Annotated in this window: 23 protein-coding genes, 1 tRNA gene and 1 riboswitch; of the genes, 12 read left to right on the plus strand and 12 right to left on the minus strand. The window is 39.7% G+C overall.

Going from position 1 to position 26,929, the window contains the following annotated elements:
* Positions 1-67: 67 nt before the first annotated feature.
* The 3 genes from HMPREF3020_RS01135 to HMPREF3020_RS01145 are packed head-to-tail and all read right to left on the minus strand — an operon-like array spanning position 68 to position 2,752.
* Positions 68-652 carry a D-sedoheptulose-7-phosphate isomerase gene (locus HMPREF3020_RS01135; RefSeq protein ID WP_070775287.1) on the minus strand — a complete coding sequence of 195 codons (585 nt, stop codon included), beginning with the start codon at positions 650-652 and terminating at the stop codon, positions 68-70.
* Between the two features lie 12 nt (positions 653-664).
* Positions 665-1,024 (minus strand): YraN family protein, encoded by a 360-nt coding sequence (locus tag HMPREF3020_RS01140; protein ID WP_070775288.1) that lies wholly within the window; start codon positions 1,022-1,024, stop codon positions 665-667.
* Between the two features lie 3 nt (positions 1,025-1,027).
* Positions 1,028-2,752 carry a penicillin-binding protein activator gene (locus HMPREF3020_RS01145; RefSeq protein WP_070775289.1) on the minus strand — a complete coding sequence of 575 codons (1,725 nt, stop codon included), beginning with the start codon at positions 2,750-2,752 and terminating at the stop codon, positions 1,028-1,030.
* 69 nt (positions 2,753-2,821) lie between these two features.
* On the opposite strand from HMPREF3020_RS01145, the gene rsmI reads away from it, so the two are divergent.
* From rsmI to HMPREF3020_RS01170, 5 genes are all read left to right on the plus strand, one after another.
* Positions 2,822-3,670 (plus strand): 16S rRNA (cytidine(1402)-2'-O)-methyltransferase, encoded by an 849-nt coding sequence (gene rsmI / locus HMPREF3020_RS01150; protein WP_070775290.1) that lies wholly within the window; start codon positions 2,822-2,824, stop codon positions 3,668-3,670.
* Positions 3,671-3,751: 81 nt separating this feature from the next.
* Positions 3,752-5,200, plus strand: a complete 1,449-nt coding sequence (gene tldD / locus HMPREF3020_RS01155) for a metalloprotease TldD (RefSeq protein WP_070775291.1) — start codon at positions 3,752-3,754, stop codon at positions 5,198-5,200.
* 307 nt (positions 5,201-5,507) lie between these two features.
* On the plus strand, positions 5,508-7,049 hold the full coding sequence (pntA, locus tag HMPREF3020_RS01160; protein ID WP_070775292.1) for a Re/Si-specific NAD(P)(+) transhydrogenase subunit alpha: 1,542 nt from the start codon (positions 5,508-5,510) through the stop codon (positions 7,047-7,049).
* Positions 7,050-7,059: 10 nt separating this feature from the next.
* Positions 7,060-8,439, plus strand: coding sequence for a Re/Si-specific NAD(P)(+) transhydrogenase subunit beta (gene pntB, locus HMPREF3020_RS01165; RefSeq protein ID WP_065242680.1), 1,380 nt, complete (start codon positions 7,060-7,062; stop codon positions 8,437-8,439).
* A gap of 119 nt (positions 8,440-8,558) precedes the next feature.
* Complete coding sequence (locus HMPREF3020_RS01170; RefSeq protein WP_070775293.1) at positions 8,559-9,398, plus strand: hypothetical protein; 840 nt, start codon at positions 8,559-8,561, stop codon at positions 9,396-9,398.
* 102 nt (positions 9,399-9,500) lie between these two features.
* Here the strand turns inward: HMPREF3020_RS01170 and yedF are convergent, their stop codons facing one another.
* From yedF to moeA, 4 genes are all read right to left on the minus strand, one after another.
* Positions 9,501-9,770 carry a sulfurtransferase-like selenium metabolism protein YedF gene (gene yedF, locus HMPREF3020_RS01175; protein ID WP_005696304.1) on the minus strand — a complete coding sequence of 90 codons (270 nt, stop codon included), beginning with the start codon at positions 9,768-9,770 and terminating at the stop codon, positions 9,501-9,503.
* Positions 9,771-9,811: 41 nt separating this feature from the next.
* Entirely contained in the window at positions 9,812-11,035 is a 1,224-nt protein-coding gene (gene yedE, locus HMPREF3020_RS01180; RefSeq protein ID WP_070775294.1) for a selenium metabolism membrane protein YedE/FdhT, read from the minus strand.
* 566 nt (positions 11,036-11,601) lie between these two features.
* Complete coding sequence (moeB, locus tag HMPREF3020_RS01190) at positions 11,602-12,324, minus strand: molybdopterin-synthase adenylyltransferase MoeB (RefSeq protein WP_070775296.1); 723 nt, start codon at positions 12,322-12,324, stop codon at positions 11,602-11,604.
* On the minus strand, positions 12,324-13,541 hold the full coding sequence (gene moeA / locus HMPREF3020_RS01195) for a molybdopterin molybdotransferase MoeA (protein ID WP_070775297.1): 1,218 nt from the start codon (positions 13,539-13,541) through the stop codon (positions 12,324-12,326). Before moeA ends, moeB begins: the two co-directional genes overlap by 1 nt.
* Before the next feature lie 155 nt (positions 13,542-13,696).
* Between moeA and folE the strand changes: the two genes are divergently transcribed.
* Together folE and HMPREF3020_RS01205 are read left to right on the plus strand one after the other, a co-directional pair.
* Positions 13,697-14,353 carry a GTP cyclohydrolase I FolE gene (gene folE, locus HMPREF3020_RS01200; RefSeq protein ID WP_049368839.1) on the plus strand — a complete coding sequence of 219 codons (657 nt, stop codon included), beginning with the start codon at positions 13,697-13,699 and terminating at the stop codon, positions 14,351-14,353.
* A gap of 111 nt (positions 14,354-14,464) precedes the next feature.
* Positions 14,465-15,640: a multidrug effflux MFS transporter gene (locus HMPREF3020_RS01205; RefSeq protein WP_070775298.1), complete on the plus strand. Its 1,176-nt coding sequence runs from the start codon at positions 14,465-14,467 to the stop codon at positions 15,638-15,640.
* An 83-nt stretch (positions 15,641-15,723) separates the two neighbouring features.
* Here HMPREF3020_RS01205 and aroA read toward each other — a convergent pair whose 3' ends face one another.
* The 3 genes from aroA to HMPREF3020_RS01220 all read right to left on the minus strand — a co-directional run bounded on the left by aroA (position 15,724) and on the right by HMPREF3020_RS01220 (position 18,334).
* A complete protein-coding gene (gene aroA, locus HMPREF3020_RS01210; RefSeq protein WP_070775299.1) occupies positions 15,724-17,022 on the minus strand; it encodes a 3-phosphoshikimate 1-carboxyvinyltransferase in 1,299 nt (432 codons plus the stop codon).
* On the minus strand, positions 17,022-17,858 hold the full coding sequence (purU, locus tag HMPREF3020_RS01215) for a formyltetrahydrofolate deformylase (protein WP_014065519.1): 837 nt from the start codon (positions 17,856-17,858) through the stop codon (positions 17,022-17,024). Before purU ends, aroA begins: the two co-directional genes overlap by 1 nt.
* 71 nt (positions 17,859-17,929) lie before the next feature.
* Positions 17,930-18,334 carry an H-NS family histone-like protein gene (locus tag HMPREF3020_RS01220; RefSeq protein ID WP_049365820.1) on the minus strand — a complete coding sequence of 135 codons (405 nt, stop codon included), beginning with the start codon at positions 18,332-18,334 and terminating at the stop codon, positions 17,930-17,932.
* A gap of 298 nt (positions 18,335-18,632) precedes the next feature.
* Positions 18,633-18,810: riboswitch (Lysine riboswitch) on the plus strand.
* Between the two features lie 60 nt (positions 18,811-18,870).
* Here HMPREF3020_RS01220 and HMPREF3020_RS01225 point away from each other — a divergent pair.
* A complete protein-coding gene (locus tag HMPREF3020_RS01225; RefSeq protein WP_070775300.1) occupies positions 18,871-20,391 on the plus strand; it encodes a Na+/H+ antiporter NhaC family protein in 1,521 nt (506 codons plus the stop codon).
* A 63-nt stretch (positions 20,392-20,454) separates the two neighbouring features.
* Here the strand turns inward: HMPREF3020_RS01225 and cls are convergent, their stop codons facing one another.
* A complete protein-coding gene (gene cls / locus HMPREF3020_RS01230; RefSeq protein ID WP_070775301.1) occupies positions 20,455-21,915 on the minus strand; it encodes a cardiolipin synthase in 1,461 nt (486 codons plus the stop codon).
* A gap of 18 nt (positions 21,916-21,933) precedes the next feature.
* Between cls and HMPREF3020_RS01235 the strand changes: the two genes are divergently transcribed.
* Genes HMPREF3020_RS01235 through HMPREF3020_RS01245 form a run of 3 tightly spaced genes read left to right on the plus strand, consistent with a single transcriptional unit; the run spans position 21,934 to position 24,264 of the window.
* Positions 21,934-22,626, plus strand: coding sequence for a TIGR01621 family pseudouridine synthase (locus tag HMPREF3020_RS01235; RefSeq protein WP_070775302.1), 693 nt, complete (start codon positions 21,934-21,936; stop codon positions 22,624-22,626).
* A gap of 51 nt (positions 22,627-22,677) precedes the next feature.
* Positions 22,678-23,481, plus strand: a complete 804-nt coding sequence (gene xthA, locus HMPREF3020_RS01240) for an exodeoxyribonuclease III (RefSeq protein WP_070775303.1) — start codon at positions 22,678-22,680, stop codon at positions 23,479-23,481.
* Between the two features lie 9 nt (positions 23,482-23,490).
* The gene (locus HMPREF3020_RS01245) at positions 23,491-24,264 is read left to right on the plus strand and encodes a TIGR01619 family protein (RefSeq protein ID WP_065243540.1); all 774 of its coding nucleotides are present in this window, start codon (positions 23,491-23,493) and stop codon (positions 24,262-24,264) included.
* A 132-nt stretch (positions 24,265-24,396) separates the two neighbouring features.
* Here HMPREF3020_RS01245 and HMPREF3020_RS01250 read toward each other — a convergent pair.
* Positions 24,397-24,472, minus strand: a tRNA-Asn gene (locus tag HMPREF3020_RS01250).
* Positions 24,473-24,871: 399 nt separating this feature from the next.
* Between HMPREF3020_RS01250 and uvrB the strand changes: the two genes are divergently transcribed.
* Complete coding sequence (uvrB, locus tag HMPREF3020_RS01255) at positions 24,872-26,908, plus strand: excinuclease ABC subunit UvrB (RefSeq protein ID WP_049365612.1); 2,037 nt, start codon at positions 24,872-24,874, stop codon at positions 26,906-26,908.
* Positions 26,909-26,929 lie beyond the last annotated feature (21 nt).

The raw sequence follows: 26,929 nt of genomic DNA on the forward strand, positions 1-26,929 counted from the left end.
TAAATGAGTGAGTTAACTAATTAGTCAATTAATTTTAGAAATAGTTTGGTTGGAAAAGCCTTTAATGTCAAGCTCTTGGGAAAAGTGTGCTATCAACAAGCTCACACAGTGCATTTATGACGAATAAATGATTTTCCAAAATACGCGCTTCTTTCGTTGCGGGAATAGAGATTTCTAAATCTGCTTCAGCTAACACACCTTGAATCGCATCGTTATTTGACCCCGTTAAAGCAATCACCTGAATTTCTTTGTTGACGGCATTAGCAATTGTATTTAACACCGCTTTTTCTGTACCAAGCGGAGCAAAAGCGATCAATAAGTCACCGGGCTTCGCGATAGCGTTGAATTGATGTTGATAAAGCTGCTCGATAGGTTGATCAAAAACCAGTGAAGAACCAACCGCACTTTCAAGGCTAAGGTGTACGGATGGCAGGCTAGGACGCTCAAAATCGTAACGATTAAGCAAATTTGACACTAAGAATTGCGCATTCGCGTAAGAGCGAGCGACGCCACAGGCAATCACTTTATGACCACTTAACAAACATTGCATGACCATTTGTGTGGCAGTAGCAATATTTTCTGATAGTAGGCTAGAAGCAGAAATTTGAATCTGAATACTTTCGCTATAAATATCTTTGACTTTTTGTAACATAATTAGAAACGATTAATCGAGGAAATTAGGAAACCATTGAATATCGCTGGTCGTTTTACCAAAGGCTATAAGATCAAAACGGCAATCCGCATCTTCAAGACTTAGATTACGTTTAGCAAGCCATAAATTTGCGGCATTCAGCCATTTTTGTTGCTTTTGCCAATCTACACTTTCAACAGCGGATCCAAATGCTGAGCTAGATCGTTGACGTACCTCAACAAAAACGATCGTTTGACCATCTTGCATAATAAGATCCAATTCACCGCATTTGAAATATTGATTCGCCGCGATGAATTTGAGGCCTTTGGCTTCTAAGAAAAGGCGGGCTTGATGTTCAAAGCCCGCCCCTTGTTGACGTTTTAATGAAAACATGTATTAGTTCGCAACCGCTACCACATTACCATCTTGTACTTGATACCATGTCATATCACGGTCCACATCACAGTTTGAATCAGCGCTAAGCTGACCGGTTAAACCACTCAAGGTGTAACCTGGTACTTGGCGTAATTCATTAAAGTGATTGATGAGCAACCATGCATCAGAACCCATTGCATATAAACGCATTAATTGGAATTCACCACCGGTTGAGCCAGCCACTTTTTGATATTGCGAAGAATCGCTTTGTTTAAAGAATGGAATATCACTAAATTGAACGCCATTCATTTTTGCATAGTATTCAGGGGTATTGCTTGCTGCGTTAGAACGAGAACTTGCATAAATGCGAACATTCGGATTGCTTGTATCTAAGTAACCTTTAATTTCCGCTAATTCATCTGGCGATGACACAACATAAAGTCCAGCAGTATCTTGTGGAGCACCTTGGAAGAAGTAGGTAATATCAGCTGGTAAGTTATAGTAGCGAATATTCGCATCTGTACCCGCTAAACGTTGCCAACGTACATTGAAAGCATTACCCACACGTTGTCCTAAATCATTTTGCGGCATTGCAACGATTGGATTGCGAATACCATCTTTCCACATTTTGTTAGCAGCGGACTCAGCTTCATCTTCTGGAGATAAACCGTAATAACAGACTTGGTTAATCGCTTGTGTATTTGCTGTTGCATTTAATGTGAGTACATCCATGCCTTGTACTGCGCTTGGATTCGCAATGATGGCATCGACATTTTGTTTAAGCAATGGCCCCACTAACGCTTTAATACCTGATGCTTTTGCTTGTGCAATAATGTCGTTAATCGGTGTAGTTGATGAGTCAAATACTTGTACAGGGATGGTTGAGTCACCTTTTGCATCATTGAAACCGGATTGGATAGTTGTACCTAAAATTTGGCCATCGCCGCTTAAAGGTAAGACTAAACCAATTTGAGCTAAATTCGTTTGTTGGAAATTCAACAAGCTTTCTAGCTCTTTAGGGAAAAAGGTTGCTGCAACGTGATTTGGATAAGCTGATTTCCAGCTTTGTAACGCTTGGCTTAATTGTACTGGCTGACGAATGTTGTCATTATAAGCTTTAATTAAGGTGAGCCAACCGCCTAATGCCACGCTACCTTCATCTGAGGCATTATTGATGACAGCGGTATTCGCAGAACGAAGTAACGACCAAGTTTTATCAACATTATCTTTACGACGTTGCATGTCTGTTAAATTTTCATCCATTTTGATGCGAGCTTTCACCGCTTCAATCACGTCTTTACGATTTTCTGCTGTTTGAGCAAAGGTTTCGTAATAACGAGATTTTTGTGATGGACTTAATTTAGTCAGATCGAGTGCACGTAATTTACCTTCAGCCACATCATTATTATTACCTTTTGCAGCGGCGATACGAGCTTCAATTAACGTACGATCTAATTGTTGCGCTTCGTTTAAGTCAACTAACTCCGTTAATAACTCTTCCGCTTGGGGTACTTTATTTTCGGAAATTAATACACGAGCCGCTAAGAGTTTGTATGTTTGTTGATCTTCTTTATCCTGTGTTTGCCCTAATTTGTTCATATAAAATTCAGAACTCGCATTGGCATCACGCTGTAATGTTTGGGTAAAGCTGCTGCCAAATAAGTTAGAACAACCTGCTAACGCAACAGACAATAAAATCGGCATTAAACGTTTTTTAAAACGACCGCCTTGTAATAGAATAGACATATTCGCTCCATAATGAATAAATCAATAATGGGCGATCTTACTTATCTCACAATGTAAAAGCAAACAAAAATGAATGATTTAACCGGAATTTTATATATTGTCGCTACGCCAATCGGGAATTTACAAGATATTACACAACGTGCTTTAGAGACCTTTTCGCATGTAGATTTAATTGCCGCGGAAGATACGCGCCACAGTGGTTTATTGCTTAGTCATTATGGTATCAAAAAGCCTTTTTTCGCCTTGCATGATCACAATGAACAAGAAAAAGCGCATGTTTTGGTTGAAAAGTTAAAACAAGGCACCAATATTGCATTAATTTCAGATGCGGGAACCCCTTTAATTAGCGATCCAGGTTTTCATTTGGTGCGTCAATGTCGTGAGGCAGGCATTAAAGTGGTGCCACTACCCGGTGCTTGTGCGGCAATTACGGCATTATGTGCATCGGGCATCGCATCTGACCGTTTTTGCTTTGAAGGTTTTTTACCTGCGAAAACCAAGGCGCGTAAGGATAAGTTAGAAAACGTTGCGGAAGAAGACCGCACTTTAATCTTCTATGAATCAACCCACCGTATTTTAGATACCCTTGCTGATATGCAAGATGTATTAGGGGGTGATCGTTATGTTGTGCTTGCCCGTGAAATTACGAAAACATGGGAAACGATTGCAGGAGATAAATTAAGTGATCTTAGTCAATGGTTAAGTGAAGATCCTAATCGCACGAAAGGTGAGATGGTGTTAATTGTAGAAGGTAAACCAAAATCAGAAGATAGCGAAGAATTTTCACCACAAGCAATTAAAGCGCTCACTTTGATTGCCAAAGAACTCCCTTTAAAAAAGGCTGCGGCGATTGTGGCTGAACTTTATGGTTATAAGAAAAATGCCTTATACCAATTTGGATTGGATAATTTAGATTAGTCAAAAAACTATCTCTCTCTTTAGCAAAGAGGGGCTAGGGGAGATTTGGCAGAATTAATTTTTATAAATTTCGGAGAACAAATGTTAAAACAGGTTTCAGATACCTTACTTGCACCAAGCAATTTATCGCATCAATCATTGCTTAATATTTTTGATGTGATGTCGCATCGTCATATTGATTATGCGGATCTTTATTTTCAATTAAGTCAAGATGAAAGCTGGGTATTAGAAGACAGTATTATTAAAGAAGGTGGCTTTCATATTGATCGCGGTGTTGGTGTACGCGCAGTTTCTGGAGAGAAAACAGGCTTTGCGTATTCCGATCAAATTAACTTAGCGTCATTACAACAATGTGCAGAGGCCGTAAAAGGTATTGCACAAATTAAAGAAGGCAATTTAATTTCGCCTCAGGCATTTAATGCGGTGAATGCGGTTCAGCGTTATGCGGCGATTAACCCGTTAGAAAGTTTAAGTAAAGAGAAAAAGATCGAGTTATTACACTTAGTGGATCGTACAGCGCGATCTGAAGATCCTCGTGTTACACATGTTTCTGCAGCATTAAGTTCGATTTATGAAGAAGTGTTAGTAGTCGCAACAGATGGCACACTTGCCGCAGATATTCGTCCGCTTGTGCGTTTATCCATTTCTGTTCTCGTGGAAGAAGATGGTAAACGTGAGCGTGGTAGCTGCGGTTCTGGTGGACGCTTTGGCTTAGATTGGTTCTTTGAAGTGGTAAATGGGGACATTCGTGCCGTTAATTTTGCAAAAGAAGCGGTTCGTCAAGCCCTTGTGAATTTAAGTGCAGTCGCTGCGCCAGCAGGATTAATGCCTGTGGTATTAGGGGCTGGCTGGCCTGGCGTATTGCTTCATGAAGCAGTGGGACACGGTTTAGAAGGGGATTTCAACCGCAAAGAAAGCTCTTTATTTACAGGAAAAATTGGTGAGTTAGTGACGTCGCCATTATGTACAATTGTGGATGATGGTACATTGCAAAACCGTCGTGGATCTTTAACCATTGATGATGAAGGCGTGCCAAGTCAGTGCAACGTTTTAATCAAAGACGGGATTTTGCAAGGCTATATGCAAGATAAACTCAACGCTCGATTAATGGGTGTGAAACCAACAGGAAATGGTCGTCGTGAATCTTATGCACATTTGCCAATGCCACGAATGACGAATACCTATATGTTGGCAGGTCAAAGCAAATTTGAAGATTTAGTAGCCTCTGTGGATCGCGGTATTTATGCACCGCACTTTGGTGGTGGGCAAGTGGATATTACCTCAGGTAAATTTGTGTTCTCGACATCTGAAGCTTATCTTATTGAAAAAGGCAAAATTACCAAACCGGTTAAAGGGGCTACGTTAATTGGCAGCGGTATCGATGTGATGCAAAAAGTTTCGATGGTCGCAGATGAAACAGACTTAGATCTGGGTATCGGTGTTTGTGGCAAAGATGGGCAAAGTGTGCCGGTCGGCGTTGGTCAGCCAGCCTTGAAAATAGATGAAATCACCGTTGGTGGAACCAATTAAATATAAGCCCGATAATCATATCGGGCTTTTTATTTCCTTCGTATATAAGTGCGGTCCGTTTTTCATCTATTTTTGATTAGTCAGTTTCTGATGAATAATCATTGCGTTAGGCTAAAAGTTAAACACACCACGCGTTTATCTCGATTCTTTTATGATCCCTATCACAATATCTTGTAAAACCAGTTAAAAAAATTCCCCAAATAACCACAATAAGTGATACATTTATCGTTGTATGACTTTTTGTCATTTAAGAGACAGGGACAGGCGTGAGTTTGTCTGAAATTTCATCAACCAGAGGGAAACATTTATGTTAATTGGTGTACCTAGAGAACTGCTTGATAGCGAAAATCGTGTGGCGGCGACGCCAAAAACGGTTCAGCAGATCTTAAAACTGGGCTTTGACGTCATCGTAGAACATGATGCGGGATTCAAAGCAAGTTTTGAAGACCAAGCATTTATCGACGCCGGCGCAAAAATTGGCTCAAGTTCAGAAGTGTGGCATTCGGATGTGATTTTTAAAGTGAATCCACCAACGGATGCAGAAATTGATCAAATGAAGGAAGGTGCAACACTTGTGAGCTTCATTTGGCGCGCACAAAATCCGGATTTAATGAAAAAACTCACGTCGAAAAAAATTAATGTATTAGCGATGGATTCTGTGCCACGTATTTCCCGTGCACAAGCGCTTGACGCATTAAGCTCTATGGCGAATATTTCTGGTTATCGTGCGGTGATTGAAGCAGCTCATGAATTTGGTAGTTTCTTCACTGGACAAATTACCGCCGCAGGTAAAGTGCCACCGGCAAAAGTGTTAGTTATTGGTGCGGGTGTTGCAGGTCTTGCGGCGATTGGTGCAGCGAATAGCCTTGGTGCGATTGTACGTGCTTTTGACTCTCGTCCTGAAGTAAAAGAACAAGTACAAAGTATGGGCGCGTCTTTCTTAGAAATTGATTTCAAAGAGGAAGGCGGTAGTGGCGATGGTTACGCGAAAGTGATGTCAGAAGAATTTAACCGTCGTGCGATGGAGCTTTATGCGGAACAAGCGAAAGAAGTGGATATCATTATTACCACTGCAGCGATTCCAGGTAAACCAGCCCCTCGCTTGATCACGAAAGAAATGGTTGATTCCATGAAACCAGGTTCTGTGGTGGTGGATCTAGCGGCTGCAACAGGCGGTAACTGTGCTTACACTGAAGCAGGAAAAGTAGTAATCACTGAAAACCAAGTAAAAATCATTGGTTACACCGATTTCCCAAGTCGTTTACCAACACAATCTTCCCAACTTTACGGTACAAACTTAGTTAATTTATTAAAACTACTTTGTAAAGAAAAAGACGGCAATATCAATATTGATTTTGAAGATGTGGTATTACGCGGTGTGACAGTGGTACGTGATGGGGAAGAAATTCCACCAGCGCAAATCCAAGTGTCAGCACAACCAAAACAAGAAGCGAAAGCGGCACAAAGTGCAGTTAAAAAAGAGGAAGAAAAACCAGCTGATCCTCGCATCAAATACGGTGTGATGGCGGGGGTAGGGGTGTTATTCCTCTGGCTTGCATCTGTGGCGCCAGCGGCATTCCTTTCTCACTTCACCGTATTCGTATTGGCTTGTGTAGTTGGTTACTACGTGGTTTGGAACGTCAGCCACGCTTTACACACCCCACTTATGGCGGTAACCAATGCGATTTCAGGTATCATCATTGTGGGTGCATTACTGCAAATTAGACAACCAACAGGCAACTTCTTTATTGATGCATTAGCCTTTGTGGCAATCTTGGTGGCAAGCATCAACATCTTTGGTGGTTTCCGTGTAACTCAACGTATGTTGGCGATGTTTAGAAAAGGTTAAGGAGAAGACGATGTCTGAAGGTTTAGTACAAGCAGCCTATATTATCGCTGCATTACTTTTCATTATGAGCTTAGCCGGTCTTTCTAAACATGAAACGGCAAAAGCCGGTTGTTGGTATGGCATTGTCGGTATGACAATTGCCCTTGTTGCAACCATTTTCGGCCCGCAATCTGAAGGTACATTATGGATCATTATTGCGATGATCATCGGTGGCGTGATTGGTGTTCAACGTGCATTAAAAGTTGAAATGACTGAAATGCCTGAACTCGTTGCGATCCTTCACAGTTTTGTAGGTTTAGCAGCAGTGCTCGTAGGCTTTAACAGTTACGGCTTAACACACGAAACTGATCCTGTGTTAATGAATATCCATAACGTTGAAGTATTCTTAGGGATCTTCATCGGTGCGGTAACATTCACGGGTTCTATCGTAGCATTCGGTAAATTAAGCGGCAAAATCAATTCAAAAGCATTAATGTTGCCACATCGCCATAAATTAAATTTAGCGGCGTTAGTAGTTTCGGCTTTATTGATGGTCGCTTTCTTAAACAACCCAGATAATATCTTCCCAGTGTTACTCATGACCGCGATTGCTCTTGCATTCGGCTGGCACTTAGTGGCATCTATCGGTGGTGCAGATATGCCGGTTGTGGTTTCAATGCTTAACTCTTATTCTGGTTGGGCAGCGGCTGCAGCGGGTTTCATGTTAAGCAATGACTTGCTTATCGTCACTGGTGCATTAGTGGGTTCTTCTGGTGCGATTCTTTCTTATATTATGTGTAAAGCGATGAACCGCTCATTTATCAGCGTTATCGCAGGTGGTTTTGGTAATGATGTTCAAGTTTCTTCAGATGAAGAGCAAGGTGAACACCGTGAAACAACTGCAGAAGAAGTGGCTGAATTACTCAAAAATGCAAGCTCTGTGATTATCACACCAGGATATGGTATGGCAGTAGCACAAGCACAATATCCAGTCGCAGAAATTACGGCGAAATTGCGTGAGCGTGGTATTAATGTGCGTTTTGGTATTCACCCTGTTGCAGGTCGTTTACCGGGTCATATGAACGTGCTTTTAGCGGAAGCAAAAGTGCCTTATGACATCGTGCTTGAAATGGATGAAATCAATGATGATTTCGCGGATACCGATGTGGTATTAGTTATCGGTGCAAACGACACCGTAAACCCAGCAGCGATGGAAGATCCAAACAGCCCAATCGCAGGTATGCCGGTGTTAGAAGTATGGAAAGCACAAAACGTTATCGTATTTAAACGCTCTATGGCGGTGGGTTACGCAGGCGTTCAAAACCCATTATTCTTCAAAGAAAACACTCAAATGCTCTTTGGTGATGCAAAAGAACGTGTTGATGACATTCTTACAGCATTAAACAAATAAGCAAAAAATTGAAGTAAAACTGACCGCACTTTGAGAGATTAAAGTGCGGTTTTTTATCGATTGAATTTTTCTTGTAATTATTTAGAATGATTCAATATTTAATTTTTAAAGAGAATTTTATGAATAAATCCTTATTTTTCTTATTGCTTTTTTCTTTTTCAACTTCTGCTTTCGCATTATTTCCAATTGAGAATGACTGGACAAAACATCATTTGCAAGGAAAAGTGAAATCAATTAAATCCAAGGATGAAGGTAATTCAGCCTTGCCCGATAATGGGACAGTAAGTTATCTAGATAGATTTTATAACGAACAAGGCTTTTTGATAAAAGAAAAGGAACAGGGCGTTCTTTTTGATAAAGAAAAGATCACAATTCGTTACTATAAGTATGATGATCAGAATCGATTATTAGAAATTCAAGATGACAATGTAACTGAAACTAATCCAGAGCTCAAAACCTTTAGCAAATTTTATCGTTATTTAGAAAATCAGGATGGTAGTGGTGTGGTGCAGTTTGTGGAATATAAGGACACACCAGATTTTTCATCCTCATATAAAGAACATTTTTATGATAAAGCGGGTACTTTGCTCAAAACTCAAGAGTATGATGTAGAGAATAAAACAACATCAGATATAAAAAAATACGACTATGAGAATGGTAAACTGAGCAAAATATGTCGTATTGAAGATAATGTAGAAAAAGATTGCGATATTTATCATTACGAAAATGATGGTTCATTTACCGAATCTTTAAACGTTTTTATCAATAGTGTGAAAAATTCTTTTGATAAAAATCATCGCTTATTAAAAAGTGAAATGTTTAGCGTTGGAATACGCATCAACTGGATAACCGTATCATACCAATTTGATAAACATGGCAATGTTATTGAAGAGATAATCTATAACAAAGATGGTGTATGGAAAACGAAAAAGACTTATCAATATGAATATTATGAATAGGCTTCAATGTAAGCGCTGACAGTAAAAATGGGGTTGTTTTTTATTAGATGTGTCTTGCTAAAAAATACAAAAGTGCGGCCAAATTTGACCGCACTTTTTACATTAACGTTGAATCAAATAGCGTAATTTGGTGCCATCTTGTTCTACGCTTAATAGTGTGTAACCGTGGTTTTTAGTATCAACAGGAATGTTGTTGATAGATTGAGCACAGTCACTTAATAGCTCTAAAATTTCGCCTTTTTGTAATTGTGGCATGGTTTCGAGCATCACGATCGCTGGATACGGGCAAGGTTCACCTAGCGTATCTAACGTGTAATCTGGGGTGATGTCTTTTGGATCTTTATCTAATTTTTGAACAACGGTAAATGCCATAATAATGTCCTCTTTTTTTGAATGAATTCGTTAATATTTAATTAGCAACCACAAGCTTGTGGATTTGCTGCAGCGATTTTTGCTTTGGCTTTTTTCAAGAAGTGGTGTTCCCACCAAACAACAGCGATTAAGCAGAGAATAAGCAAGCCGTAATTTACTAATAAACCGCCAACTGGGCCAAAGGATTTCAATAAGTTAAGTTTTTCGTAATCTAACGCAAGCACAGGGGCAAGATCGTCCCAGGCGTAGGCTAAATAGGTTGAACCGATAACATTGCCTAAGCCCACCCACATAAAGTGAACTTGACCTTCCATTGAGCGATACATCCAACCGGTTTCACATCCGCCCGCTAATACAATACCGAAGCCAAATAATAAACCACCGATAATTGCATTTGGACCCGCCCACATGATTTTGGCTGGTACGCCTAATTGAATGTAGCTGAATACGCCGAGCGTACCCACGATAATACCGAAGATAATCGCTTTTGCCATATAAGCACGGCCAGTTACCCATAAATCACGGAAGGCAGAGGTAAAGCAGATTTGAGCACGTTCAATTAATAAGCCAAAAGCTAACCCACAAAGCATTGCAAAACCGAGTTTGACGGAGTTTGTCATCACATAAAGTGAAGCAATCAGGTAAGCAAAAAAGATCACCATACCAATCCAAAAACGACGACTCGCTTGTTTCGGGTCAGTTTCTTGTAATTTTGCCGCGCCTTTTTTCAATTCTAATTTCACGCGGAACATCGGAAGTAAGGTGACTTTTACCCCGGCATAAGTACCTACAGCAGTCGCAATAGTAAAGAACCAAGCATGAACCGAAAATTGTGGAATACCCGTGAAGAGAGAGGCAAGGTTACAGCCCATTGCTAAACGAGCGCCGAAACCGGCTAATGCACCACCAATGAGCGCTTGAACAATACGGCGTTTGTGTGGCTGGTTACGCCATTTCACATTATTTGCCCAAAGTGCAGCAGAAATACAACCGGCGAACATACCTAAGATCATTACACCATCAATACGGGTGAAGATCGTGCCTTGCATACCGATAATTTTATAATAGCTCCAGTCGGATACGTCGACGCCTAGCGCTTGCAAAGCATGTCCACCCCAACGGGTAAATTCCCCGGTAACCGCCCAATAAGTGCCAGTTACCCCAAAGTAATAAGCTGAAATGAGTCCGGCAGCAATAACTGCCGCGACAGGATTCCAGTATTTGATCAGATAATTTTGTTTGAATTGCTGCAAAATCTCTTTCATTAGTGAATAAATCCTTAAATTGAAATGATGATTTGCAAGTGAGGTATAAAATGAAGATATTTTGAAGTGTCTGCCATTTTCCTATACACAAAACTTGCGATATAAGACAAATGAATTGTCGAGCAAGATAATAGCATTTGTTTTTTGTTAATGCACGATGGGAGGGATAATTATTTGTGGGTAATTTTGAATTTTAAGATGAGAGAATAAAGTCAATCTATAGCCCTTATTTTTTCCTCAATATCAATTTTTCAATTAAAAAAACGAAGGCTAGGGTAATAAGCATCGTAAGTCCACCAGCTAGAATAGCTAATAAACAAATTATCCAAGCAGATTTGTCCATATTAAGGAAAGCAAAGAAATAGAAACCAAATAGTAGGGAAAATACACACCATAATCCCCAACTTAATTTGGAATATTTATTGAATAGGAATTCAAATAATCCTTCAAAAAATAAACGGAAAATACATTCAAAGAGAATATGGCCCATACGTTGTTTCAATGCTAAGTCATAATAATGATTTGTTTAGACAAACTTTCTGTCTGTCTAAATGTTAAGAGAAAACTTAAACAGGCAATTTCATTTCTCGGATACGCATGGTTAATCCATCGATTAACAATAAACGTCCACATAAATTTGAACCGATTTTTAACCGCACTTTGATGGCTTCTAAGGCTTGAATAGAGCCAACAACGCCCACAATTGGCGCCAGTACGCCTGCTTCTACACAACTTAAAACATTTTGACCAAAGAGTTGGCTAAGTTGGCGATAGGTTGGGGTATTGGGTTCATAAGTAAAGACAGAAACTTGTCCTTCTAAACGGATCGCAGCACCTGAAATTAGCGGGATCTTAGCTTGTTCGCACCCACGATCGAGCGCATTACGAATATCCACGTTATCGGTACAATCTAATATCACATCAAAGTGCGGTATGATTTCCGCGAGTTTTTCTTCGGAAAGTTGTGCATTGATGGTTTCAATTTCGACATGAGGATTAATCTGCTGCAAGGCGATTTTAGCCGATTCCACTTTAGGCATATTTAATCGGCTATCAGTATGCAACACCTGACGTTGCAAATTGGAGAGCGATACCGTGTCAAAATCCAACAAGGTTAAATGACCCACGCCAGCGGCGGCAAGATATTGACTTGTCGCACAGCCTAAACCGCCCAGACCGACAATTAACATTCGGCTGTCTTTCAGCTTTTCTTGTCCGTCAAAATCAACTGCTTTTAAAATGATTTGGCGGTTATAGCGCAGTTCTTCTTCGTAGCTTAATTCAGCCATTATTGCCCCAATAGGTGATTAAACGGTTCAATGGTGACGATTTCGCCCGCAGCTACATTACCACGATCTTTTTCTAAACGAATAAAGCAGTTACTTTTCACAAAAGAACTGAATAAATGGGAACCTTGGAAACCCACTGGTTGCACTTCAAGTTGACCATTTTCATTAATTTGATATAAACCACGTTGGAAATCTAAACGGCCTGGTGCTTTTTTCAAATTGGTTTGAGCAATCGCTTGAAAGTGCGGTTGTTTTTTCGGGTGTTTTTTACCGCTTAATTTGGCAATAGCAGGTTGAACTAATTGATAGAATGTCACTAATGCAGAAACGGGATTTCCAGGTAAACCGCAGAACCAAGCATTTTCTAATTTACCGAAAGCAAATGGCTTGCCGGGTTTCATCGCAATTTTCCAGAAATTCACTTGGCCCACTTTTTCTAACACGGTTTTCGTAAAGTCAGCTTCACCCACTGAAACACCACCACTCGTGATAACAAGATCGGCCTGAGCTTGTGCTTTCACAAAAGCCGCTTCAAATTCTGCTTGGTTATCCGGCAGAATACCGAAGTCGAGCACGTCACAATTTAATTTTTCTAGCATTAATTTCACGGTGAAACGGTTGGTATCGTAGATTTGTCCCGCTTCTAATGGTTTGCCAACAGGCACTAATTCATCACCCGTTGAAAGCACAGCCACTTTTAAGCGTGGATATGCTTTGACTTCAGCAATGCCTAATGATGCAAGTAAAGGCAAAGAAACGGCATTTAACTCATCCCCTTGATGTAATACCACATCACCTTTTTTCACATCTTCACCAACGCGGCGAATATTCTGATTAACTTTAGGTAAGGCTGCAAAGGTAACAGAACTATCTTCATTAACGGTGACATCTTCTTGCATCACCACCGCATCTGCACCTTCTGGAATCATTGCCCCTGTCATAATTCTGATCGCACTTTGGGCTACCCATTCCCCTTGAAACGGATTACCCGCAAAGGATTTTCCTGCGACAGAAAGTGTCATAGATTGCTGTAAATCGGCTAAACGAACCGCATAGCCATCCATCGCGGAATTATCAAAAGAAGGCACGTTAATCGGAGAAACCACATCTTCTGCACAGACACGATCAGCGGCTTCAGTTAAAGCAAGAGTTTCAGTTTTTGTTGGGAAGGGAAGTTGGTTGAGCATTTGCGCCAAGGCATCTTCAAGTGGCAACATAATGAATCCTTTGGGTTGAGCGAAATAAAAGTGGATATATTGTAGCCCGAAATACAATATGAAGGAAATTAATAAATTAGGGTGATTTTTCGCATTTTACGAATAATTCATCTTTTGCTAAAATGACGCATTATTTTTTTATAAATGGAAAGTGAATGAACGCTATTTCACCTGATGCGGAAAGTGTCCGCCGCGCCTTGGTAGCCAAAGGCATCGAAACACCAATGATTGATCCGACTCAATGTAAAGATGAGCGCCGTGCGGCGATTGCTTCGCATATGCGTGAAGTGATGAAATTGATTGGGTTAGATCTGCGTGATGATAGCCTAGAAGAAACACCAAATCGCTTAGCCAAAATGTTTATTGATGAAATTTTCAGTGGAATGGATTATGCCAATTTCCCGAAAATGACGAAAATCAAAAACCAAATGAAAGTGAGTGAAATGGTGCAAGTGAATGACATCACGTTGACCAGTACTTGCGAACACCATTTTGTGACAATTGATGGTAATGTTGCCGTCGCCTATTACCCGAAAGATTGGGTGATTGGCTTGTCTAAAATCAATCGCATTGTGGCGTTTTTTGCGCAACGTCCACAAGTGCAAGAGCGTTTAACTGAACAGCTTTTAACGGCATTTCAAACCATTTTAGAAACTGATGATGTGGCAGTTTATGTGAAAGCGACACATTTTTGTGTGAAAGCTCGCGGAGTAAAAGATACCCATAGTTATACCGTGACATCAGCCTATGGCGGGGTCTTTTTAGAAGATCGCGAAACTCGCAAAGAATTTTTATCTTCCATTCAGAAGTAATGAGCAGAAGCACCGAATACTCGGTGCTTTTTTGTTTATTAATTGTACGAATATAAGTTAAAACTAGCCTTTTCATTTTTATTTCGATTTTTATTTTTCTTGAGGATTCTCATGACAAAAGCAAATTCAAAACTTTTTCTTGTGTTATTACTCGGTGTCCTTTCAGCCTTTGGTCCGTTTGTGGTGGATCTTTATTTACCTTCATTACCACAACTTGCCATCTTTTTTGAAACAAGTGCTTCAATGACACAACTTACGCTCACCACTGCCATGATTGGTCTAGCGGTGGGGCAGTTACTTCTCGGGCCTCTCAGTGACAAATTTGGGCGAAAAATTCCGCTTATTATTTCATTGGTAATTTATATTATCAGCACGGTCTTAATCGTTTATGCACCAAATATTGAAGCGATGATTGTCTTGCGTGTGATTCAAGGGCTTTCTTCGGCAGGAAGTGTGGTTATTTCTCGTGCGGTCGCAACGGATCTGTATCGAGGCCGTGAAATGACTCGTTTCTTTGGTTTATTAATGACAATTAACGGACTCGCCCCAATTATTTCACCAATCCTTGGTAGTTTATTGTTGGAATACATCAGTTGGAAAGGCATATTTATTTTCCTTGCATTGATTGGTGTGATTGTTTTGTTTTTCTGTTTCCGTTTAAAAGAAAGTTTGAATGTCGAAAATCGCTTACAAGGTTCAATATTCTCCACCTTTTTGACGTTTAGTGTGATTATCAAAAATCGATTATTTATGAGCTATGTAGGAATTCAAAGTTTCTTGCTCGGTTCCATGTTTGCCTATATTGCGGCTTCGCCATTTATTTTTCAAAGTTTCTACGGGTTGAGTGCATTTATCTTTAGTTTATGTTTTGGTGCAAATGGCGCAGCATTAGTCATCGGAGCAAATATTGGTGGTAAATTACCAAATCGTAAGGCTTTAGCGATTGGCGTATTGGCTTTTGTGGTGGCTGCACTTTATACCATTGCCGTATTAATTATTCAGCCATACTGGTTGTTTGTTGAAATTGGTTTCTTTGCGATGTTGTTATTAATGGGCATTACTTTCCCGGCTATTTCTTCTTTAGCGATGGAAAGTGAACGTCAATATGCAGGCAGTGCATCAGCTTTATTAGGTTTTGCACCTTTCTTTTTAGGTGGAGTGGTTTCACCATTAGTCGGAATCGGCAATATTTTCTATTCAACGGCTTTGGTAATTTTAGCTTGTAGTGTATTAGCTTTAGTTATTTATTGGATGATTCGTCATAAAATTCCAAATTTAGCAGAGTAGTGAAAAGTGCGGTCATTTTTGATGGAGTTTTTTAGAAAGAAAAAGGCGAACATCAATTTGTTCGCCTTTTGTTATTTTAGCAATTAGTTTCGAATACTTAACTTCTCAAATTCATCGAAGAATGTTGGGAACGTTTTAGCCGTACATTTCGGATCTAAAATCGTGATAGGGGTATCCGATAATGCAATCAACGCAAAGCACATTGCCATACGGTGATCATTATAGGTTTCAATTTCAGCATGCTTAAATTGGGAGAGCGCAAGCGGTTGAATTCGAATAAAATCTTCACCTTCTTCAACCTCTGCACCGACTTTTCGTAACTCGGCAGCCATAGCTGAAAGGCGATCGGTCTCTTTCACACGCCAGTTATAAATGTTGCGAATAACGGTTTCACCCTTTGCAAATAAGGCGGTTGTCGCTATTGTCATGGCTGCATCAGGAATGTGGTTCATATCCATATCAATACCGTGGAGCTCGGCTTGTTCCGCTTGAATAAAATCTTCACCCCAAGTGATTTTGGCTCCCATTTTTTCTAGCACGTCGGCAAATAGGCGATCGCCTTGAATGGAATGTTTGCCAATTCCTGTCACTTTTACATTGCCTTTAATTGCGGCAGCGGCAAGGAAATAAGAGGCAGATGAAGCATCACCTTCCACCATATATTTGCCCGGTGAGACATAGGATTGGTTACCTTTCACCTTAAACACTTGATAATGTTGATTTTCAACTGAAACGCCAAAATCTTTCATCATCGCGAGGGTGATATCAATATAAGGTTTTGAAACTAAATCACCCACAATATGGATATCTAAATCGCCTTCAGCAAGAGGTGCAGCCATTAAAAGTGCGGTCAAAAATTGAGAAGAAATTGAGCCATCAATTTTAACCACGCCACCTTTAATCCCTTGATTACGAATCGCAAGCGGTGGGTAACCGTCATTTTCTAAATAACGAACATTGGCCCCCGCTTGAAGAAGCGCATCCACCAAATGTTTGATTGGACGCTCTTTCATACGTGGCTCACCAGTCAAAATAACTTCTCCTTCTGTATCGCCTTTTAAACAAAGCGCAGCCGTTAAAGGACGCATGGCTGTGCCAGCATTACCGAGAAACAGTGACAAGCCATTTTCAACCTGAAATGCGCCACCTAAGCCTTCAACTTCACAGCAAGTTTTGTCTTCAGAAAGCTGGTAATTTACATTTAAAGCTTTAAGGGCATTTAGCATATGACGAATGTCATCACTGTCTAACAAGTTAGTGACTGTTGTGGTGCCTTTAGCTAATGCGGCTAATAATAATGCACGGTTTGATAAACTTTTCGAGCCAGGTAAGTTGATCTCACCTTCAATGCGAGTAATTGGCTCTAAAGTGATTGTTTTCATTACAAGACCACCGTTTTATTTTTATACACAAAAATACGATCATGTAAGGCAAGATCAAGCGCACGACTTAATACGGTTTTTTCCACATCACGGCCTGCACGCATCATGGCATCGGCAGAGTAGGTGTGATCCACATTAATCACATTTTGCATAATGATCGGACCTTGATCCAATTCATTATTAATAAAGTGGGCCGTTGCACCGATGATTTTTACGCCGCGCTCATAGGCTTGTTGATAAGGTTTTGCACCAATAAATGCCGGTAAGAATGAATGGTGAATATTAATCACACGATTTGGATAACGCGCCACGAATTCCGGATTTAATACACGCATATATTTTGCTAATACAATGTAATCAGGCGCATATTCATCAATTTTTTCAGCAAGCAATTTATCGTGTTCTACACGAGTGAGACCTTCATGGCTGACACAATGGAATGGAATATCAAAGCGTTCAACTAATTCGCGTAAATTATCGTGATTGCCAATGACTGCCGCAATTTCTACGTCTAACGCACCGTAGTAATTTTTCATTAAAATATCACCTATGCAGTGTGCTTCTTTGGTGACTAAAATCACGATACGTTTACGTTTTGCACTGATTAGGCGACAGTTTGTCCCTTTCGGCAAACTATAATCTAAATCAGCCAACAGGGTTTCTTCATTAAAAATCCCTTCTAATTCTGTACGCATAAAGAAATGCTTTGTTTCAAAATCAACAAACTCATTATTGTGAAGGATATTTAATTGATGTTTGTAACAAATATTGGTGATTTTGGCGATTAAGCCTTTATCATCTGGACAGTCGGTCAGTAATATTTTCTTTTCTAACATAATGAATATTTTGCAAGGTAAATAAAAAAAGAGAACCCATAAAAATGGGTTCTGCATCGTTGATAATGAAATTAGATTTCGAAAGAAGCTAAAGAGGCGCCTTTATCTAAGGCCTTTTGAATCACACGAGGTGTACGACCTTGGCCAGTCCATGTTCTTTCTTGACCTGTTTCATCTGTATATTTGTATTTTGCTGGACGAGGTTCACGTTTTTTACGAATTGAAGAAGGGGCAATTCCAATAATTGCAGTCAATTCTTCCGCAGTGATACCTTCTTGTTTAATTAATTCTTTATATTTGGCAATACGAGCACGACGTTCTTGTTCCGCTTGTTCAATTTCAGCCGCTTGAGCACGTTTTTCTTCAACGGCAGCTTGTAATTTTAAAAGTGAACTTTCGGCTTGTTCTAATGTTAAATCGCGTACAGCGGCGCGTAAACTACGAAGGTTCGTTAAACCTTTTGTTAATTCGTTCATTATTACCCCTTTATATGTGTGAATGCTTAATTATTTTCTAGATATATATAATAGCGAAAATAATATATTTGGTAAATATGAATTAGCCTAAATACGGGAACTAATTGGTCGGATGTCCTCATATTTCACTGTGTAAAGTTGATTGTTTTTCTATGTATTGCAAACGTTTGCTTATAAAACAACTTAACAAAGTTTTAACAACCTCATTAGAAACTTTAAATTAAAAAATAGATTTAGGGGAAAGTATAAGATTTTATTGGTAATTTCATTCATTTTAATGTAATCTCTCACCATCCTATACAACAGTAGAGGTGCGGTCATTATGAGTATTTTCCTGGAGTGGATAGCGTTGAAGGGAAAGGAAAGGAATGATTGCCGAAATCGAATAGGCGTCATCTTATTCGGTTGGTCACGTCTTCGAAAGGAACGTGACTGTCATAGTTTTTGTGTATTAACTATGGAGCGCTACGGTTCGGTCTGGTCATGCTTGTGTCTTTTCTTGCCGTTGTCTCCATTAAATTATTAGGTATAACTTAATGGAACTAGTCGATTATTCTTCATCTATTTATTCAATTATCCCCGCATTACTTGCAATTATTTTAGCGATTGCAACACGTCGGGTTTTGGTGTCTCTGAGTGCAGGGATTGTTGTTGGTGCATTAATGTTGGTTAATTTCAACCCATTGAATGCATTCATTTATTTAAAAGATAATGTTATAGCATTAGTTTATAGTAGCGAAGAAGGCATGAATTCAAATATGAATATCGTGTTTTTCTTAGTTTTGCTTGGCGTATTGACCGCACTTTTAACCGTGTCAGGCAGCAACCGTGCGTTTGCTGAATGGGCACAAAATAAAATTAAAGGTCGTCGTGGTGCGAAATTATTAGCGGCATCTTTAGTGTTTGTGACATTTATCGATGATTACTTCCACAGTCTTGCTGTCGGTGCTATTGCTCGTCCAGTCACTGATCGTTTTAAAGTTTCTCGTGCAAAATTAGCGTACATTCTTGATTCTACTGCTGCACCAATGTGTGTCATGATGCCAGTATCAAGCTGGGGAGCATATATTATTACTCTCGTAGCAGGTTTATTGGCGACTTACTCTATTACATCTTATACGCCAATGGGCGCATTCGTTGCGATGAGCTCAATGAACTACTATGCGATCTTCTCATTATTAATGGTGTTCTTTGTTGCTTATTTTTCATTTGATATTGCATCAATGGCTCGTCATGAAAAATTAGCCATGGAACGTGATTATAAAGAAGAAGTCATTGAAGGTGTAAAAGGCAAAGTTCGTAATTTAATTTTACCGATTGTGGTTTTAATTGTTGTGACTGTATTTATGATGATCCACACGGGGAGTGAAGCATTAGCAGCAGATGGAAAACCATTCAGTATCTTAGGTGCATTTGAAAATACAACCGTTGGTATTTCTCTTGTGGTTGGGGGCTCAAGTGCGGTTGCAATGTCAACATTATTGATTATCCTTGAGCGTCAAGTTTCTTTACAAGAATATGGAAAAGCATGGATTGCTGGTATTAAGTCCATGTTAGGTGCAATTGCCATTTTATTCTTTGCTTGGACAATTAATAAAGTAGTAGGTGATGCTCAAACAGGTAAATACTTATCTTCTTTAGTGAGTGGTAGCATTCCTGTTCAATTTTTACCTGTTCTTTTATTTGTACTTGGTGCGGCAATGGCGTTCTCAACAGGGACAAGTTGGGGAACATTCGGGATTATGTTACCAATCGCAGCAGCAATGGCAACCAATTCAGCACCAGAGTTATTACTCCCTTGTCTTTCAGCCGTAATGGCTGGTGCAGTATGTGGAGATCATTGTTCACCGGTTTCTGATACGACTATTTTGTCATCAACTGGGGCAAAATGTAACCATATGGATCACGTCACCACGCAATTACCTTATGCGGCAACTGTTGCGACAGCAAGTGCTGTGGGCTACATTGTGGTTGGCTTTACAGAATCAGGTTTAGCTGGGTTTGTGACAACAGCAGTTGTTTTAGTAGCTTTAGTGTTTATCGTGAAAAAACGTTAATCGATAAGTGAAATAAAAGAGGGCGTATCATATGATACGCCCTTTTTGTATCGGTTATAAAAATTAGAGTAACGGACTAAACAAGAAAAATAACCGCTCGATGATTCTATGATAGAAAGGACGATTGATCCATTCTTGCATATTGAGTGCAGAAGAATTCGCTAAATAATTCTCATGAAGTGTGGCGACTTCATTGGCAAAATTACGATCCTCTATGGCAACGGTGATTTCAAAGTTAAGCAGGAAACTGCGTAAATCCATATTTACCGTACCAACGAGTGCAAGCTTGTTATCGATTAACACACTTTTAGTATGTAGAAGTCCTGCTTCAAAATGATAAATTTTTACTCCCGCTTCGAGTAAATCATCAAAAAAGGTACGGCTTGCCCAGCGAACCATTAGGGAATCATTTTGTTTTGGTAAAATAAGCGTGATCTCAACGCCACGGAATGCTGCAATACGTAGTGCCTCAGCGATATTATGACTTGGCACAAAATAAGGTGAGGTGATCACAATGCTTTCTCTTGCCGCATAAATGGCGGTAGCAAGGGATTGTGCAATTAAATCATCAGGGAACGCTGGACCACTCGCAATCACTTGTACGGAGTGAGTATCATTGTCATCAATTTCCACAATTGGACAATTTGGTAATAAAAGCGGTAATTCTTCCGTAGTTTCAATTTCCCAATCCCAGGCATGTAAGCTGTTTAAAATCGGTGAGACAGGGCCGTTAATTCGCACCATTACATCTACCCAATTGCCCACATTACTTTCTTGTTTGAAGAAATTGGGGTCCACCATATTCATACTACCTGTATAGGAAATTTGATTATCAATGACGATAATTTTACGGTGTTGGCGTAAATCAATTCGGTTGAAGAACATACGGAATAAGTTTACGTGTAGTGCTTCGGTAATCTCAATGCCTTTCGCTCGCATTTCTTTACAAATAGCACTTTTAAGAAAGGCTTTACTACCTACGGAATCCAGTAAAAGACAAACTTTTACGCCACGTTGCACAGCTTCTTCTAACGCTTGTTTAATCTCATTAATTAATCCATCATTACTCCAAATATAAAAGACCATATTAATGGAATGGCGTGCTTGTTGAATATCATCGATGATACTTCGAATAATGGTTTCTGGTGTATCGAGAATATGTAATTCATTGCCTCGAATATTCGGAATGCCTAAGCGTTGGTGGACTAATTTAAATAAAGCACGATAACGTGGGTCTTTAGAGTGAGTGACCACATCTTTTTGCTCTGAAAGCAGATTAAGCCATTTGATGTATTTAGGTTTTAACAACTGAAATGCTTTGGCACGGCGAGCACCGAGTTTCACTTCACCAAAAATTAAATAGGCAATGACACCAATCAGTGGCACGAGGTAAATAATCATTAGCCATGACAGCGTAGCGGAAACCGCTTGTTTTTTGACGAGCAAACGCAAGGTGACAGAAATAACCGCCACCCAAATTAACACGGGAATAATATAAACCAGTATAATATGTTCAAAATTCATTAATTTTTAACCGTACTTATGAAATTAGACATTGTTTATCAGACCGATGATTTTATCATTATTTACAAGCCTTGTGGGCTGAGTGTGCATAAAGATCAAAGCGAAATTGGTTTAACCACTTTGCTTGCTGAGCAGCTTGGCGTGCCGCAAGTTTGGCTTGTACATCGGTTAGATAAAGTGACATCAGGTTTACTCATTTTGGCATTGAACGCCGAAAGTGCGGCTGAATTTTTCCGACTTTTTGCTGAACACCATATTCAAAAAACTTATCTCGCCCTTAGTAATCAGAAACCCAAAAAGAAACAAGGATTGATTGTCGGGGATATGCGAAAGGCCAGAAACGGCGCCTGGAAACTCTGCGAATCGAAAGAAAATCCCGCGATTACGCGCTTTGAAAGTGTAAGTTGTGAGCCTAATTTACGATTATTTATCTTAAAGCCACAAACAGGTAAAACTCATCAATTGCGTGTAGCGATGAAAAGCTTAGCTAGTCCCATTTTAGGTGATGCGCTTTATGGTAAAAACACTGAAAATATTGACCGCACTTATTTACACGCCGCAAGATTGCAATTTGAATTTAAAGGTAAAGCATTTGATGTGTTTACCCCTCCGAAAGAAGGAGAGTGGTGGCATCGTGATGCTGTTCAATCTCAGATTCAAAAATTTGGCTCAGCAAGTGCAGAGTCAACTGAACAGGAAAAGTGCGGTTAAGATTTCAATTATTTTGTATAATAGCCACAATTTTTTACATTAGGAACAAAAATGAAATTTATCTCTTTTAATATTAATGGTTTACGAGCCCGTCCTCATCAACTTGAAGCAATTATTGAAAAATACCAACCGGATGTGATTGGTTTACAAGAAATTAAAGTCGCGGATGAAGATTTTCCTTATGCAATTACCGAAAATCTGGGCTATCACGTTTTTCACCATGGGCAAAAAGGGCATTACGGTGTAGCACTGTTAACCAAACAAAAACCAAAAGCGGTGCGTCGTGGTTTTCCAACTGATAATGAAGATGCGCAAAAACGCATAATTATGGCGGATTTAGAAACGCCATTTGGTTTGTTAACGGTAATTAATGGCTATTTTCCACAGGGCGAAAGTCGTGCACATGAAACCAAGTTTCCGGCAAAAGAAAAATTTTATGCGGATCTTCAACGCTATTTAGAACAAGATCACGATAAAGCCAATCCAGTGTTAATTATGGGCGATATGAATATCAGTCCAAGCGATTTAGATATTGGCATTGGCGATGAAAACCGCAAGCGTTGGTTGCGTACTGGCAAATGCTCATTCTTACCCGAAGAGCGTGAATGGTATCAACGCTTATACGATTATGGATTGGAAGATACGTTCCGTAAATTAAATCCAACAGTCAATGACAAGTTCTCGTGGTTTGATTATCGCTCAAAAGGTTTTGATGATAACCGTGGATTACGTATCGATCATATTTTAGTGAATCGTCAATTAGCAGAGCGTTGCGTTGATGTTGGCATTGCATTAGATATTCGTGCAATGGAAAAACCGTCAGATCACGCACCAATCTGGGCAGAGTTTAAATAGGAAAGCAACATGGATATGGCAAATTGGCAGAATTATCGTTCGCAAGTGAATGGTATGCCTGCCGTGTTTACCGCAAATATTGAAGATTTAGATGTTTATCATGGTAAACATCTTAGTAAAGTTGTGCAATTTACCGTGCCTTACCAGGGAGATGAGGACGGTTTGCCGAATGAAGACGAATATGAAAAATTGATTAATCGTCTTTTTAAAATCCTTGCACAATTGACCGCACTTCCAAATGTTTTTTTTGCTGGGCACTTTATTTGCAATCATCAGGCAAAAATGCATTTCTATTGTGAACATGATGCTTTGCTTAAAGAAACCCTTCAACAACTCGATTTTGTCTCAGAAATCAACGTACAGAATGATCCAAATTGGGATACCTATTTCGATTTCTTGTTGGCTTCACCATTAGAAATGAAATTAAATGCGACAGAAGAGATTTTGAGTATGCTGAATAGCAAAGGGCGTAATTTAAGCGACACTTATTTAATTGAGCATACTTTCCATTTTGATGAAGAAGAGAAGATGTTTCCCTTTATGGATGAATTAACGCTCGGACAAGTGTCTTTTAATACGTTGAAATATTCTAGCCAAGCCATCCAAACAGAAGAAGATGAAGAGCCTTATTTTATGGTGAAATTGGAGCAAGAGCTTTCATTAGACAGTAATGAGATCTTCGAGTGGGTAGAGCGCTTTGAAAAGCTAGCCATGGAGTTTTCTGGCGATTATATCGGCTGGGAATGCGATAATTTAATCGATGATCGTTCAGCATTAAATTAGCCTGATAATTCATTAAATCAGTATAGATTAGATAAAAATAAAGCCCATCAACACGATGGGCTTAAATTCTTTTGGCTACTAATTTAGGATTCGTAAAAGGAGACAAACGAAAGCTAAACCAAAAGAGAAATTTGGCTCCTCCTGCGGGACTCGAACCTGCGACATATGGATTAACAGTCCACCGTTCTACCGACTGAACTAAGGAGGAATAAATTTGGTATCACAAAGAATAGGCGCGCATTTTAATGATCGGACCACTTCTTGTCAAGACCAAAATGAAAAAAATGACAAAAAAATTTACACTTTTTTCTGTCCACAAAGCCTGTGGATAACTTTGTGGATTGTTTTTGTTTAAAATGGTCAACCACTGGTGCAGACTGGCTTTTCCTTAAATTGTTCATCTATTAGCCATAAGTGAATATTCTTTTAAATATCAATATGTTGCATAAAGTCCAGCAAAAAAGATAAAATATTTTTCAATTTTGAAGTGTTTCAGACTTGACACGCCTAAGTATGTGTAAAACTTGGATTTTTATCACTCAATTTGGAGCAATAAATGTGCTAAAATAGCTCCATTTCTAAAATACCTAAAAAATTGACCTAACTTATGGCAGAGAAAATTAATACTAAGCCTTTTATCCTTCATTCCGATTTTAAGCCTTCTGGTGATCAACCCCAAGCAATCGAAAAATTAGTCGAAAATTTAGAGGATGGTTTGGCCCATCAAACACTTCTAGGGGTAACGGGGTCAGGCAAAACATTTACCATTGCAAATGTCATTGCGACATTAAATCGCCCGGCGATGTTACTTGCCCCAAATAAAACCCTCGCTGCTCAGCTTTATGCAGAAATGAAAGCGTTTTTTCCAGAAAATGCAGTGGAATATTTCGTCTCATACTATGATTATTATCAGCCAGAAGCTTATGTACCGAGTAGTGATACCTTTATTGAGAAAGATGCTTCTATTAATGATCAGATTGAACAGATGCGTCTTTCGGCTACGAAGTCGTTCTTAGAGCGTCGAGATACTATTGTAGTGGCGTCTGTATCCGCGATTTATGGTTTGGGCGATCCGGATAGCTATTTGCAGATGATGTTGCATTTACAGCAAGGTGCCATTATCGATCAACGTCAGATTTTAGCGAAGTTAGCGGAATTACAATATACAAGAAACGATCAAGCTTTTCAGCGTGGTACATTCCGGGTGCGTGGCGAAGTGATTGATATTTTCCCTGCAGAATCTGACGATCGAGCGGTACGAATTGAATTATTCGATGATGAAATTGAACGCCTAAGCTTATTTGATCCTTTAACGGGTACTAGTTTTGGTGCAGTTCCGCGTTTTACGGTGTATCCGAAAACCCACTATGTGACGCCAAGAGAGCGGATTTTAGATGCTATTGAAAAAATCAAAGCGGAGCTTGTGCAACGCCGTGAATATTTCATCAAGGAACATAAATTACTGGAAGAGCAGCGTATTACCCAACGCACGCAATTTGACATTGAGATGATGAATGAGCTCGGTTATTGCTCAGGCATCGAAAACTATTCACGATATCTTTCAGGCCGAAATGAGGGCGAACCGCCTCCGACATTATTTGATTATATGCCGTCTGATGCGATTTTGATTATTGATGAATCACACGTGACTGTGCCGCAAATTGGCGGGATGTATCGTGGTGACCGTTCACGTAAAGAAACCTTGGTGGAATATGGTTTCCGTTTGCCTTCAGCATTGGATAACCGTCCATTACGCTTTGAAGAGTTTGAGCGTTTAGCGCCGCAGACGATTTACGTTTCTGCAACACCAGGCCCTTATGAGTTGGAAAAATCGGGTACTGAAATTGTCGATCAGGTGGTACGTCCAACGGGCTTGCTCGATCCACAAATTGAAATTCGTCCAGTGTCCATTCAAGTGGATGATTTACTGTCTGAAGCACGCCAAAGAGCAGATAAAAATGAGCGTGTTTTAGTGACGACGCTGACGAAGAAAATGGCGGAAGATTTAACGGATTACTTAGACGAACACGGCATTCGTGTGCGTTATTTGCATTCAGATATTGATACCGTTGAGCGTGTAGAGATTATCCGTGATTTGCGTTTAGGAGAATTCGATGTGTTAGTTGGTATCAACTTGCTACGTGAGGGCTTGGATATTCCAGAAGTTTCTCTTGTCGCCATTTTAGATGCGGATAAAGAAGGTTTCTTGCGTTCTGAACGCTCCTTAATCCAAACAATCGGTCGTGCCGCTCGAAACTTGAATGGTAAAGCGATTTTGTATGCTGATAGCATGACTAAATCTATGGAAAAAGCCATTACCGAAACCAATCGCCGTCGTGAAAAACAAATGAAATACAATGAAGAGCACGGTATTGTTCCACAGGCATTGAATAAGAAAGTCGGTGAGTTATTAGATATTGGTCAAGGTGCAAATCAAAAAGCCAAATCGAAACAACGTGGAAAAACGGCGGCTGAACCGACCGCACTTTATAATGCGCCTAAATCAGCTAAAGAATTCCAACAACAAATTAAGAAATTAGAACAACAAATGTATAAATTTGCTCAAGATCTTGAATTTGAGAAAGCCGCCGCAGTACGCGATCAACTTCATCAGCTGAGAGAGCAGTTTATGATATCGGAATAAAGAAAAAGAGCGGCCAGATTG

The organism is Haemophilus sp. HMSC068C11 (genome assembly GCF_001815355.1).
GTDB lineage: Bacteria > Pseudomonadota > Gammaproteobacteria > Enterobacterales > Pasteurellaceae > Haemophilus_D.